The sequence below is a fragment of the Pseudophaeobacter leonis genome (assembly GCF_002087335.1).
Classification (GTDB): Bacteria; Pseudomonadota; Alphaproteobacteria; order Rhodobacterales; family Rhodobacteraceae; genus Pseudophaeobacter; species Pseudophaeobacter leonis.
In genome coordinates, this window is record NZ_MWVJ01000001.1 from 1 (window position 1) to 13,033 (window position 13,033).

Below are 13,033 nucleotides of genomic sequence, written 5' to 3' on the forward strand. Positions count from 1 at the left end.
CTCTGATGCAGGGGCGGGTGGTTTTGCTGGTGGATGATGTGATGACCTCTGGTGCGACCCTGACCGCCTGCGCTGATGCCTGCCGCGCGGCAGGGGGTGCGGATGGACGGATCGCGGTTCTGGCGCGGGGCACACGGGCGTGAGCATGTGGGGCCGCCTCTGGCAATGATTGCAATGCCGCCCCATATGTCGCAGAACCAACCCATACAGACACATGGAGACCAGTATGAAAACGGTCGAACTCTATACATCGCCGCTCTGCGGTTTTTGCCACGCTGCCAAACGCCTGCTGACCCAAAAAGGCGTGGAGTTTTCAGAGGTCAACGTGCTGGCCAACCCCGGCCGCAAGAAGGAAATGATCCAGCGCGCCAATGGGGGCTATACTGTGCCGCAGATTTTTATCGGCGAGACTCATGTCGGCGGCTGTGACGAGCTGTATGCTCTGGAACAGGCCGGGAAGCTGGACGCATTGCTCGCGGCCTGAAACTGGGGGGCCTGAAATCAGGGGCCAGAAACTGCGGCGCTTGAGAGAGCCTTGCATAGCAAAAGGAAAATCTGATGCGCGCCGCTCTGTTGCAGATCACCTCAAGCGATTGCCCAAGCGACAATCTGGAGCTGCTGCAGCGCCTGATCCCTGAGGCAGTTGCCAATGGTGCGGGCTTTGTGCTGACACCGGAGGTGACAAACTGTGTCTCGCTGAGCCGGGCGCATCAGCAAGAGGTCTTGTGGCACGAGGCGGAGGATCCCAATCTGGCAGCCCTGTGTCAGACGGCTGTGCAGCTGGGGATCTGGCTGTCGATCGGCTCTTTTGGCGTCAAGACCGATGATCCCGATGGCCGGTTTGCCAATCGGCAGTTCCTGATATCGCCGCAGGGCGATGTCAAAGCGCGCTATGACAAGATCCACATGTTTGTTGTGGAGGTGACGCCGGAAGAGACCTTTCGCGAATCCGATGGCTACCGGCCCGGAGACCGGGCTGTTGTTGCCAAAACGCCCTTTGCCACCCTGGGGCTGACCATCTGTTATGATCTGAGGTTTCCGCATCTGCACCGTGCTCTGGCCAGGGCCGGGGCGGAAATCCTGATCGCACCTGCGGCTTTTTCACCGGTGACGGGTGCGGCACATTGGCATGCCTTGTTGCAGGCGCGCGCCATTGAAACCGGCTGTTATGTGCTGGCTGCAGCGCAGACGGGGACGCATAAAACAAGCCGTGGCGCGCAACGTAAAACCTATGGTCACACGCTGGTGGTTGCCCCCTGGGGAGAGATTTTGGCGGATGCCGGCACGGCGCCGGGCATTACTTACGTTGATTTTGACATGGAAAAAGTGGCAGAAGCACGCAGGCGCGTTCCTGCCCTGAGCCATGATCGAAAGTTTGACGGACCCTGATGGAAGAATCCCATTCTTTGGCGGTATCGCTGTTCAGCGAGATCCTTATGGCGGATCAGCTGGCACGGGCGCGTCTGGGCAAGGCCTTGCCCAAGGGGATGGAGCTGTCGCATTTTTCGGTGCTCAATCACCTGACCCGCACCGGGGTTGAACGCTCTCCGGCGCAATTGGCCAAGGCGTTTCATGTGACGCGTGGGGCGATGACCAATACCTTGAGCAAGCTCGAAGTGGCGGGATATGTGCATATTCGACCCGACTGGGATGACGCGCGCCGCAAGATGGGGGCGATCAGCCCGGCAGGACGTAAGGCCCGCGACGCTGCGCTGGCCAGCCTTGTCCCGCTGATCTCAGAGGTGGTGAGCGACCTTGGCGGCGACCGGGTGCGCGCGACGTTGCCCATCCTGCGCGAGCTGCGGGTCAAGCTGGAAACCACCGCCTGAACAGGGCTCGCTGGTTTTTTGGCCAGTAAAAGCGACAAATCAAAAAAGGGCACCATCGCTGGCACCCTTTTTCTTTTCCCTCTTATCCCTCAGTAAACGCAACAAATAGTGGTGCCGAAAAAACAACAGCCGGCAAGGGATGGTAGGGGGAATTTGACCTTTGGCATTCTTGCCAGGTGTGAGTGGTGGTTCTGGTAGTCTTTTGGCCAGTATTTTGGCGAGTGGTTCGGCCAGTGTTTGGAGCAATGACCGGATCTGAAAAACTATTTTCTATCCTCAACATATCAAGACAGACCATCAGACCCAAGGCCGCAAAAGAATGGCTTCCTACTCAAAAGGATAGGAATGTACTGTGGCCTGGGCGACTGGACGTCTAGAAGTTTGGGCCTCAAGGCAAGCGCAGGGTTACGCCGGCTTTGTGCTCGCGGTGACATAGTTGACCGACAGATCCCGGTCCGAGATAGACCAGTTCCAGCTCAGGGGATTAAACACAAATCCCTTGCGGTCCACCGGCGTCAGCCCGGCTTTCTGCAGCAGCTCAAACAGCTCATCCGGCGTGATGAATTTGTGCCATTCATGGGTGCCACGCGGCAGACAGCGCATCACCACCTGGCGCCAAAGATCGCCATGGCATAGCTTTTGGGATTGCGGTTGATGGTCGAGCAGATTTCCAGCCCGCCAGGTTTCAGCAGCTGCCGGGTGGCGGTGAGATAGCTGAGGGGATCCGCCACATGTTCGACCACTTCCATATTGAGCACCACGTCGAACTGCTCGCCCGCTGCGGCCATGTCCTCGGCGGTGGTGTGGCGATAATCAATCGTCAAACCGGTCTGCTCTGCATGCAGCCGCGCCACGGGCAGGTTGCCCGCCGCGGCATCGGCCCCGATCACTGTCGCGCCCAGCCGGGACATGGGCTCACACAAAAGCCCGCCGCCGCAACCCATATCCAGCAGTCGCAGGCCTTTGAAGGGCTCGGGCTGGGTCAGGTCGCGGTCAAACTCAGCCGCAATCTGGCTGGTGATATAGTCCAGGCGGCAGGGATTCAGCATGTGCAGAGGCTTGAACTTACCGTTTGGGATCCCACCACTCGGCTGCCATAGCTTCGAATTTTGCGATTTCAGCCGGATCGACTGTGGATTGAGGCGCTTGCATTCCTGTCTCCGTATGTTCTTTTGTACTCAATGGTTTCATCTAGGTCAGTAATGGACAAATTCTCGGATCAAAAGCGCGCAGTGCACTATCTTTATCCCCCGCTTGATACTTTTGATCAACGGATGCTCGAAGTGGGGCAAGGCCACAAAGTATATGTTGAGCAATCGGGAAACCCGCGCGGCATCCCGGTGGTGGTCTGTCATGGCGGCCCTGGCGGCGGCAGCAGCCCGGCGATGCGGCGGTATTTTGACCCCAAAATCTATCGGGTGATTCTGTTTTACCAGCGTGGCTGTGGCCGCTCGCAGCCGCATGCCTCCTGCAAGGACAACACCACCTGGCATCTGATTGCCGATATGGAAGAGATCCGCAGGCAGCTGGAGATCGACCGCTGGCTGGTTTTTGGTGGCAGCTGGGGGGCGACGCTGGCGTTGATCTACGCCCAGACCCATCCCGAGCGGGTTATGCAGCTCATATTACGCGGCGTTTTTCTGATGACCCAGGCCGAGCTGGACTGGTTTTACGGCGGCGGCGCCGGGCGGTTCTGGCCAGAGCCCTGGGCAAGATTTGTCGCACCGATTCCCGATGCTGAGCGCGGCGATATCATCGCGGCCTACAACAAACGTCTGTTTTCAGGCGATCCCGGGGAAGAGATCCGCCTGGGTCGCAGCTGGTCTGCCTGGGAGAATGCACTGGCCTCGATCCATTCCAATGGCCCCTCGGTCGAAAGCCCCGGAGACTATGCCCGTGCCTTTGCCCGGCGGGAGAATCACTATTTCATCAACCGTGGATTTCTGGATTTTGATGGGCAGATCCTGGCTAATATGGGCCGTATCTCACATATCCCCGGCACCATCGTGCAGGGTCGCTATGATATGATTTGCCCGCCGGTCTCGGCCTGGAAGCTCAGCGAGCTGTGGCCAAATGCGGAATTGATCATGGTGCGCAATGCAGGGCATGCTCTGTCAGAGCCGGGAATCAGCGCAGAGCTGGTGCTGGCCATGGACCGCATTGCCGAGGAACTGCTGCCTTGACCCGTATCGACCGTCGCGCCCTGTTTACCTCTGGTGCCGCTGCTGCCCTGCTGGCGGCGACTGGCACGTCTCTGGCCGCCTCGCCGCGGGCTGGCGGGGTTCTGCGTCTGGCCTTGCCGCGTGAAAGTGGCCTGTTGGATCAGGTGGCGCGCGGCGCCATGTTGGACTGTCTGACCGAGATCGCGCCGGATGGCTTGCTGCGCGCAGAGCTGGCGACGGCCTGGCACAGCCCGGGCAATGCCCGGACCTGGCTCTTTGATCTGCGCCGCGATGTGCTGTTTCACGATGGCAGTCCCTTGCTGGCGACAGATGTGGTTGCCGCGCTGGCAGATCTGGAGATTCCGGGTGTTGGCTCTGTTGCGGTTACAGCCCTTGCGCCGCATCAGGTGGCGGTTCACCTGACGCAGCCCAATCCGCATTTGCCGTATCGTTTGGCCGGGTCTGATTATGTCATCGCGTCACAGGGACAGGGGGATCTGCCGCTGGCGCAGCTGGTGGGAACAGGCTGTTATAAGCTCGAGCGCGCCCAGGAGGGGCGGCACTTTCGTGCCACCAGGGTCTCTGGTCACTATAAAGAGGGGCAGGCAGGCTGGGTCGACAGCCTTGAGGTTATTGTCATTCCCGATGCCGCTGTCCGTGCCGAGGCCCTGCGCGATGGCTTTGTGGATGTCGCAGCCCTGCCGCAACCAAAAGAGCTGCTGAAACGCGGCGGATTTCTCTATCACCCATCTGCCGAGGATATGGCGCTGGCCTTTCGCGCCGATGTTGGCATGCCCCGGATCGTCAGCCAGCAGTCGGCGCTGGATGATGGCCGGATTGCCGAACGCTGGTGGCGCCTCTGACAGCGGTCATTTCGGGCGCTGTCTCCAGACCTCTGTGAGAGAGGAAGTGTGGCTTTGGCCGTTGCGGGTTGAGCGTTCGCAACACAAGGCTTGCAGATTCGCAATCAGGGGCGTATATGGCTGATCAACAGCGGCGTGTTGAGCTCTGGTTCAAGACACCACCGGATTAGTTCAACGGGCCGCGCGCCCGTTTTTTTGTGCCCTTACCAGGCACCGTATCCAACGCCCAACCCGATTGTGGCCAACCCGATTGTGGGAAGCTTAATGACCAACGACCTGATTGCCAAAGCCGCGATAGACCGCCGCCTGGCCGAGATTCTGATCCCCGTGATCGAGGACCTTGGTTATGAGCTGGTGCGCATTCGTCTGATGTCCGGCAAAACCACCACGCTGCAGATCATGGCTGACAAGCCAGATGGCGGTATCGAAGTGGATGATTGCGCTGTCATCTCCAGTGCGGTGAGCGCCACGCTGGATGTTGAGGGTCCGATCCTCGATACCTACACGCTGGAGGTCTCCAGCCCTGGTATCGACCGGCCCCTGACCCGGCTGAAGGACTTTGACATGTTCGAGGGCTACGAGGCCAAGCTGGAAACAGATGAGTTGGTTGGTGGACGTCGCCGCTTTAAGGGCGAGCTGGCCGGCACCGAAGAAGACGAGGTTCTGATCAATATCGAAGATCAGGGCCAAACCGTTACCATTGGTCTGAAATTTGACTGGCTCTCTGATGCCAAGCTGATTTTGACCGATGATCTGATCACGGAAATGCTGCGCCAGCGTAAAGCTGCAGGCACCTTGAACGAAGACGCATTCGACGAGATCGAGGCCGAAGGGCCCGAAGGGGAGAACAAGTAATGGCTATCACCTCTGCAAACCAGCTAGAGCTGTTGCAAACTGCCGAAGCAGTGGCGCGCGAAAAGATGATCGACCCCGGTTTGGTTGTTGACGCGATGGAAGAAAGCCTCGCGCGGGCGGCCAAGAGCCGTTACGGCAGCGAGATGGACATCCGCGTGTCGATTGACCGCAAGACCGGCAAGGCGACCTTTACCCGTGTGCGCTCGGTTGTTGAGGATGACGCGCTGGAAAACTACCAGTCGGAATTCACCGTTGAGCAGGCCACACCGTATATGGCCGACCCCAAAGTGGGCGATACCTACGTTGAAGAAGTGCCTCCGGTTGAAATGGGCCGTATCGCGGCGCAGTCTGCCAAGCAGGTGATTTTGCAGCGGGTGCGTGAAGCTGAGCGTGATCGTCAGTACGAAGAGTTCAAAGACCGCGCCGGCACCATCATCAATGGCTTGGTCAAGCGCGAAGAATTCGGCAATGTTATTGTTGATGTGGGCGCCGGCGAAGGCATTCTGCGCCGCAACGAGAAGATCGGCCGCGAGAGCTATCGCCCTAATGATCGCATTCGTTGCTACATCAAGGACGTGCGTCGCGAACCCCGTGGGCCGCAGATCTTTTTGTCGCGGACCGCGCCCGAGTTCATGTCAGAGCTGTTCAAAATGGAAGTGCCCGAAATCTATGACGGCATCATCCAGATCAAAGCTGTGGCCCGTGACCCCGGCTCACGTGCCAAGATCGCCGTGATCTCTAACGATGGCTCGATCGATCCGGTTGGCGCCTGTGTGGGTATGCGCGGCAGCCGAGTGCAGGCCGTGGTCAACGAGTTGCAGGGTGAAAAGATCGACATCATCCCCTGGAACGATGATCAGCCAACCTTCCTGGTGAACGCTCTGCAGCCTGCCGAGGTCTCCAAGGTTGTTCTGGACGAAGAAGCCGGCAAAATCGAAGTCGTGGTGCCCGAAGAGCAGCTGAGCCTGGCGATTGGTCGCCGGGGTCAGAACGTGCGTCTGGCCTCGCAGCTGACCGGTCTCGACATCGATATCATGACCGAAGAAGAAGAATCGTCGCGTCGCCAGAAGGAATTCGAAGCCCGCACCGGCCTCTTTATGGAAACTCTGGATCTGGACGAATTCTTCGCGCAGCTGCTGGTTTCCGAGGGCTTTACCAGCCTCGAAGAAGTCGCCTATGTTGAACTGGACGAGCTTTTGGTCATCGACGGTGTTGATGACAGCACGGCTGCCGAGTTGCAGGCCCGTGCCCGTGATCACCTGGAAGCCAAGGCAAAAGCCGCAATTGATGCCGCCCGTGCGCTGGGCGCCGAGGACAGCCTGATCCAGTTTGAAGGTCTGACCCCGGTGATGATCGAGGCTCTGGCCAAAGACGACATCAAGACGCTGGAAGATTTTGCAACCTGCGCTGACTGGGAGCTGGCCGGTGGCTGGACCAACAACAATGGTGAGCGCATCAAGGATGACGGTATTCTTGAGCCCTTTGGTATGACCCTTGAAGAGGCGCAGACCATGGTTATGACCGCACGGGTCATGCTGGGCTGGGTTGATCCGGATGACCTGCTGGGTGACCAGGGTGAAGCAGACGATCTCGCCGAGGATGGCGACGAGGAAACCGGAGCGTAAGCTCCGGGTTTCCGAAGAGGAGAAGAACAGCATGGGTCGCGCAGGCGCCAGCAAAATTCGAGAAGATGGTCCGGAGCGCAAGTGCATCGCAACCGGCGAGAGTGAGCCCAAGCAGGGTTTGCTCCGGTTCGTGATGGGACCTGATTCTCAAGTGGTGCCCGATATCTTTGGCAAATTGCCGGGACGCGGGGTCTATGTGACGGCCAGCCGAGAGGCGCTGGATCTGGCGGTGAAGAAAAAACTCTTCTCGCGTGGTTTTAAAGCCCAGGTTTCGGTGCCCGAGGATCTGGCAAATGAGGTGGAGCGTCAGACGCTGCGCCGTCTTGTGGATCTGCTGAGCCTGGCACGAAAGTCAGGCGATGCGGTTGGTGGATATGAAAAAGTCAAGGATTGGCTAGGTAAAGAACATGCCTCGGTCCTGATTCAGGCAAGTGATGGATCAGGTCGCGGCAAATCGAAATTGAGTACCCCGCATCGGGGAAATTTCATTGGGTGCCTCACAGCGGATGAGCTGGGGATGGCATTTGGGCGTCAAACTATGATACATGCGGCGCTCGCCTCTGGTGGACTCAGCAAACGTGTTGTAGACGAAGCGCAACGGTTGCAGGGTTTGCGCGAAATGGTGGGCGGCAGCGGCCGCACAGAAGGATAAAGAGCTTTATGAGCGATAGTGACGGCAAAAAGACCTTGGGTCTGCGTGGCGGCGGTTCCCGGCCTGGGAACGTAAAACAGAGCTTTAGCCACGGGCGGACCAAGAATGTCGTGGTGGAAACCAAACGCAAACGCGTTCTGGTGCCCAAGCCGGGTGGCAATAAGGGCGGCAATGCCGCGCCTGCGACTGACGGATCACGTCGGCCTGCCGGGATTACCGATGCGGAAATGAGCCGCCGCCTGAAGGCGCTGCAGGCTGCCAAGGCCCGCGAAGTCGAAGACGCGGAAAAGCGCGCAGCTGAAGAGAAAGCCCGCGAAGAAGAGCGGGCCCGTCGGCGTGCCGAGGCGGAAGCCAAGGAACGTGAGCAGCGCGAAGCCGAAGAAAAGGCCCGTCAAAAGGCCGAAGAAGAAGCGCGCAAAAAGCAGGAAGCTGCGGACGCCGCCAAACGGTCGGCCGAACCCGCAGCCAAAGCGGCAGCACCTGCTGGCGGAGCTCCTGCCGGAGCCGCGGCGCCACGCAACAACCCTGCTTCGAAACCGGCGCCTGCGCAGACACCGCGCAAGTCCGACCGCGAGCGCGAAGAGCGTGGCAAAGGTAACAAAGCACGTACTGGGGATGACAGCCGTCGGTCCGGTAAGCTGACACTGGGTCAGGCAACTGGGGGTGCGGGCAACCGTCACCGTTCCATGGCCTCGATGAAGCGTAAGCAAGAGCGCGCGCGCCAAAAGGCGATGGGCACGGTTGAGCGTGAAAAGGTTCTGCGCGAAGTGCAGCTGCCCGAGGCCATTATGGTTTCCGAGCTCGCCAACCGGATGTCCGAGCGTGTTGGTGCTGTGGTGAAGTCGCTGATGAACATGGGCATGATGGTCACACAGAACCAGACCATCGACGCCGATACAGCGGAACTGATCATCGAAGAATTTGGCCATAAGGTCGTGCGGGTTTCCGATGCTGACGTCGAAGATGTGCTGAACATTGTGGCCGACAAAGACGAAGATCTGCAGTCGCGTCCCCCTGTGATCACCATCATGGGCCACGTTGACCACGGTAAAACCTCGCTGCTGGATGCGATCCGCGATGCGCGTGTTGTTGCAGGTGAGGCCGGTGGCATCACCCAGCACATCGGTGCCTATCAGGTGACCACCGACAACGGCACCGTGTTGAGCTTCCTTGACACACCCGGCCACGCCGCCTTTACCTCCATGCGCTCACGGGGTGCTCAGGTGACGGATATTGTGGTTCTGGTAGTCGCGGCAGATGACGCTGTGATGCCTCAGACCATCGAGGCCATCGCCCACGCCAAAGCGGCGAAGGTTCCGATGATTGTTGCCATCAACAAGATCGACAAACCGGCGGGTGACCCGATGAAAGTGCGCACAGATCTGCTGCAGCACGAAGTTGTGGTCGAAGCGATGTCTGGTGATGTTCAGGATGTTGAGGTCTCGGCTGTCACAGGCCAGGGCCTTGATCAACTGCTCGAAGCCATTGCGCTGCAGTCGGAAATTCTGGAACTGAAAGCGAACCCGGATCGCGCCGCCCAAGGTGCCGTGATTGAAGCGCAGCTTGATGTTGGCCGGGGTCCGGTTGCAACGGTTCTGGTTCAGAATGGTACTCTGCGTCAGGGCGATATCTTTGTGGTCGGTGAGCAGTACGGTAAGGTCCGTGCGCTGATCAACGACAAGGGCGAGCGCGTTGCAGAAGCCGGCCCGTCAGTTCCTGTCGAGGTTCTTGGTCTCAACGGCACCCCCGAAGCAGGCGATGTGCTGAACGTGACCGAGACAGAAGCCCAGGCGCGTGAGATCGCGGAATACCGGGCTCAGGCGGCCAAGGACAAGCGCGCCGCTGCCGGTGCTGCGACGACCCTGGAACAGCTGATGCAAAAGGCCAAAGACGACGAAACCGTCTCTGAGTTGCCAATTCTGGTCAAGGCCGACGTGCAGGGGTCTGCCGAAGCTATCGTTCAGGCGATGGAGAAAATCGGCAACGACGAAGTACGAGTGCGGGTTCTGCACTCTGGTGTTGGCGCCATCACCGAGACGGACATCGCTCTGGCCGAAGCCTCCGGTGCACCGGTCATGGGCTTTAACGTGCGGGCCAATACATCGGCGCGCAATACAGCCAACCAGAAGGGCGTTGAGATCCGTTACTATTCGGTGATCTACGATCTGGTCGACGACGTGAAAAAGGCCGCTTCCGGCCTGCTCAGTGCCGAGATCAAAGAAACCTTCATCGGTTACGCTGAGATCAAAGACGTCTTCAAGGTGTCCCATGTTGGCAAGGTTGCCGGCTGTCTGGTCACCGAAGGTGTTGCCCGTCGTTCGGCAGGCGTGCGCCTGCTGCGGGACAACGTGGTTATCCACGAGGGGACACTGAAGACGCTGAAGCGTTTCAAAGACGAAGTTCCCGAAGTGCAGTCCGGTCAGGAATGCGGCATGGCCTTTGAGAACTACGAAGATATACGCGCAGGCGATGTCATCGAGATCTTTGAGCGTCAGGAAGTTGAACGTAATCTGGATTAATCAGTCCGGACATCACCTAAAAAAGCCCCGGCAGTTTTGCCGGGGCTTTTTCGTTTTTGCGGCTCCACTAGGGAGGGAGCCGCTTCAGGGACTTTGGTGTAACAGCCAGGTCAGAGAGAGACCCGGGGGGATCAGACATCAGGTCCGGCCGCTGGGGGGCGAGAGAGACGCATTCGTCCTGAACCCCAATCTGCTACAGCCCTATATTGGCGCGATTTGCGCCCCCAAGGACAGAGGCCCCTTGGTATGGGGGCACGGCGCATTGGTGCATGCGAGCTGTCAAAAGGCTGGGGTGTTCAGAATGCTCTGCAGGTGGGATCAGAGGTAAGAAGGCTGGTAGGGTCTCAGGTGGGATCACCGGTCACAATCGCCGACATAGGTCCAAAACCGTCTTGGAAAACTCAAATGGGGCAGCCATTGGCTGCCCCTGTTCTGTGAGTGAGTGGTGGTCTGACAATTTGCAGTGCGGTGCGCGGTGGCCCCTTGTGGGCCTTATTGCCGACACGCAAAGCGCTGCCTGACGAGGTGTTGCCTGTATAAAACTGCCTTGGGATCCTTCCTCGGCACCGCAGGGAGAACGGCGCGGGGTTAAGATCCTTCAGAAACGAAGGTATTCTTGGTCTTGGCACTGCTAATCGAATGCTCTGCCCACTTTTTGCCAAAATGGTTAACAAAACGTTTCCACCGATTCTCTGGGCGGAAAACTTGAGCGGAATTTACGTAAATTTTATTTAGGATCTCTATGTTGGGCCGCATTAATTGGTAGCAAACAAAGTGCCAGCCACAACTTCTGGTGAAGAACAAGAGACCCTTTCTCCATACGAGAGAGCTCCAGATTGATTGGCTGGAGGTAAGGGCGGAGGCACGTGCCAGACGTGAGAAACGACTGGCACGGACCGGTGCTAGAGCCAATCTCGCAAAATTGGGATCAGCGGGATGTCAGCTGCGGGCATGGGGTAGTCGCGCAGATTTTGCGGGCGCACCCATTTCAACTGCTGCCCTTCACGGGCTTCAGGGATCCCCTCCCATTTGCGGCAGGCGAACAACGGCATCAGCAGATGAAAATCATCGTAGCTGTGGCTGGCAAAGGTGAGCGGCGCCAGACAGGACGACCAGGTGTTGATACCCAGCTCCTCTTGCAACTCACGCACCAGGGCGGCCTCGGGGGTCTCGCTGGCCTCAATCTTGCCACCGGGAAACTCCCAGAGGCCGGCCATGGATTTGCCTTCGGGGCGCTGTGCCAGCAGCACGCGCCCCTCCACGTCGATCAGTGCGACAGCAGAGACCAGCACAACCTTCATGAACGGTAGTCCGCGTTTATGGTGATATATTGATGGGTAAGGTCACAGGTCCAGACGGTGCATTTGCCAGCCGCCAAACCCAGATCGACCTTGATGGTGATCTCATCGCGGCTCATTTGGGCAGCGCCGTCTTCTTCGCGGTAGCTGGGAGACACCCAGCCTTTTTCCGCGACCAGAACATCGCCAAACGAGATCGACAGCAAATCGCGGTCGGCTTCGGCGCCGGATTTGCCAATCGCCATGACAATACGGCCCCAGTTGGGATCTTCGCCTGCGATGGCTGTTTTCACCAGCGGAGAGTTGGCAATGGCCAGCCCGTGGACCTTGGCCTCTGCATCGGTGGCTGCACCCGTGATTTGAATTTCGACAAACTTGGTGGCACCTTCGCCGTCCCGCACCACCTGATGCGCCAGATCCAGCATCACGGCTTCGAGCGCCTGAGAGAATTCCGCGCTGTCGGCGACCTCAACCCCAGAGGCGCCCGTGGCACAGAGCATCAGGCTGTCCGAGGTGGAGGTGTCGCTGTCGACGGTGATGCAGTTAAAGCTGAGATCGCACAGGCGGCTCAGCTCGGCCTGCAGCGCCGCCTGAGGTATTTTGGCATCGGTGAAGATATAGACCAGCATGGTGGCCATGTCCGGAGCGATCATCCCCGACCCTTTGGCGATCCCTGCGATGGAGACCACCTCGCCCTCGATGGTGATCTTGGCCGAGGCCCCCTTGGCAAAGGTATCCGTGGGGTCATGATCGCCTTGGCGGCGGCCTCCAGGGCGGTCTCGCTCAGCCCGGCGTTCAGGCTTTCAATCTGCGAGATGATGCGGTCATGGGGCAGGGGTTCACCAATGACCCCGGTTGAGGCGGTAAAGATCCGCGCCTCGGGCAGGCCTGTGATGTCCGCAACGGCGGAACAGATTTCAGCAACCGAGGTCTGGCCGTAGTGACCGGTAAATGCATTGGAATTGCCGGAATTTACCAGAATGGCTGCACCAGTCGAACTGTCTCCACCTAGTTTTTCCTGACAGTCGCGCACCGGGGCCGAGCGGGTCTTGGAGCGGGTGAAGGTGCCGGCGACCGTGGTGCCGGGCGCCATCACCGCGAGCATGACGTCGTCTCTGCCCTGATATTTCACACCAGCAGCGCCCGCGCTGAGACGCAGCCCCTTGATCACGGGCAGCTGAGGAAAGGCACTCGGGGCCAGCGGAGAGCGGGACAGGCTGTCGCTCATGC

11 protein-coding genes and 2 pseudogenes are annotated in these 13,033 nt (G+C 59.0%); 10 read left to right on the forward strand and 3 right to left on the reverse strand.

The annotated features are described in order from the left end of the window. From B4968_RS00005 to B4968_RS00020, 4 genes are all read left to right on the forward strand, one after another. Positions 1-143 (forward strand): ComF family protein (locus B4968_RS00005; protein ID WP_277620900.1); only part of this gene is annotated, 143 nt, incomplete at its 5' end. Between the two features lie 83 nt (positions 144-226). Next, complete coding sequence (grxC, locus tag B4968_RS00010; RefSeq protein WP_083095645.1) at positions 227-484, forward strand: glutaredoxin 3; 258 nt, start codon at positions 227-229, stop codon at positions 482-484. Between the two features lie 74 nt (positions 485-558). Beyond that, positions 559-1,389 (forward strand): carbon-nitrogen hydrolase family protein, encoded by an 831-nt coding sequence (locus tag B4968_RS00015; protein WP_083095647.1) that lies wholly within the window; start codon positions 559-561, stop codon positions 1,387-1,389. Beyond that, on the forward strand, positions 1,389-1,829 hold the full coding sequence (locus B4968_RS00020) for a MarR family winged helix-turn-helix transcriptional regulator (RefSeq protein WP_083095649.1): 441 nt from the start codon (positions 1,389-1,391) through the stop codon (positions 1,827-1,829). The genes B4968_RS00015 and B4968_RS00020 overlap by 1 nt, the downstream gene beginning before the upstream one ends. Before the next feature lie 405 nt (positions 1,830-2,234). Here the strand turns inward: B4968_RS00020 and ubiG are convergent. Continuing rightward, positions 2,235-2,981, reverse strand: a pseudogene (gene ubiG / locus B4968_RS00025) (bifunctional 2-polyprenyl-6-hydroxyphenol methylase/3-demethylubiquinol 3-O-methyltransferase UbiG). A 50-nt stretch (positions 2,982-3,031) separates the two neighbouring features. Between ubiG and pip the strand changes: the two are divergent. The 6 genes from pip (at position 3,032) to infB (ending at position 10,505) form a co-directional block, all read left to right on the forward strand. Next, on the forward strand, positions 3,032-4,012 hold the full coding sequence (gene pip, locus B4968_RS00030; protein ID WP_083095650.1) for a prolyl aminopeptidase: 981 nt from the start codon (positions 3,032-3,034) through the stop codon (positions 4,010-4,012). Beyond that, on the forward strand, positions 4,009-4,854 hold the full coding sequence (locus tag B4968_RS00035; protein ID WP_083095651.1) for an ABC transporter substrate-binding protein: 846 nt from the start codon (positions 4,009-4,011) through the stop codon (positions 4,852-4,854). Before pip ends, B4968_RS00035 begins: the two co-directional genes overlap by 4 nt. A gap of 264 nt (positions 4,855-5,118) precedes the next feature. Continuing rightward, entirely contained in the window at positions 5,119-5,709 is a 591-nt protein-coding gene (gene rimP / locus B4968_RS00040; protein ID WP_083095653.1) for a ribosome maturation factor RimP, read from the forward strand. Beyond that, positions 5,709-7,334: a transcription termination factor NusA gene (gene nusA / locus B4968_RS00045; protein WP_083095654.1), complete on the forward strand. Its 1,626-nt coding sequence runs from the start codon at positions 5,709-5,711 to the stop codon at positions 7,332-7,334. Before rimP ends, nusA begins: the two co-directional genes overlap by 1 nt. Positions 7,335-7,365: 31 nt before the next feature. Next, entirely contained in the window at positions 7,366-7,986 is a 621-nt protein-coding gene (locus B4968_RS00050) for an RNA-binding protein (protein ID WP_083095656.1), read from the forward strand. An 8-nt stretch (positions 7,987-7,994) separates the two neighbouring features. Beyond that, a complete protein-coding gene (gene infB / locus B4968_RS00055; RefSeq protein ID WP_083095658.1) occupies positions 7,995-10,505 on the forward strand; it encodes a translation initiation factor IF-2 in 2,511 nt (836 codons plus the stop codon). A gap of 902 nt (positions 10,506-11,407) precedes the next feature. Here the strand turns inward: infB and B4968_RS00060 are convergent. Both B4968_RS00060 and argJ read right to left on the reverse strand, forming a co-directional pair. After that, a complete protein-coding gene (locus B4968_RS00060) occupies positions 11,408-11,806 on the reverse strand; it encodes a (deoxy)nucleoside triphosphate pyrophosphohydrolase (RefSeq protein WP_083095660.1) in 399 nt (132 codons plus the stop codon). Next, a pseudogene (argJ, locus tag B4968_RS00065) lies at positions 11,803-13,031 on the reverse strand (bifunctional glutamate N-acetyltransferase/amino-acid acetyltransferase ArgJ). Before argJ ends, B4968_RS00060 begins: the two are co-directional and overlap by 4 nt. Positions 13,032-13,033 lie beyond the last annotated feature (2 nt).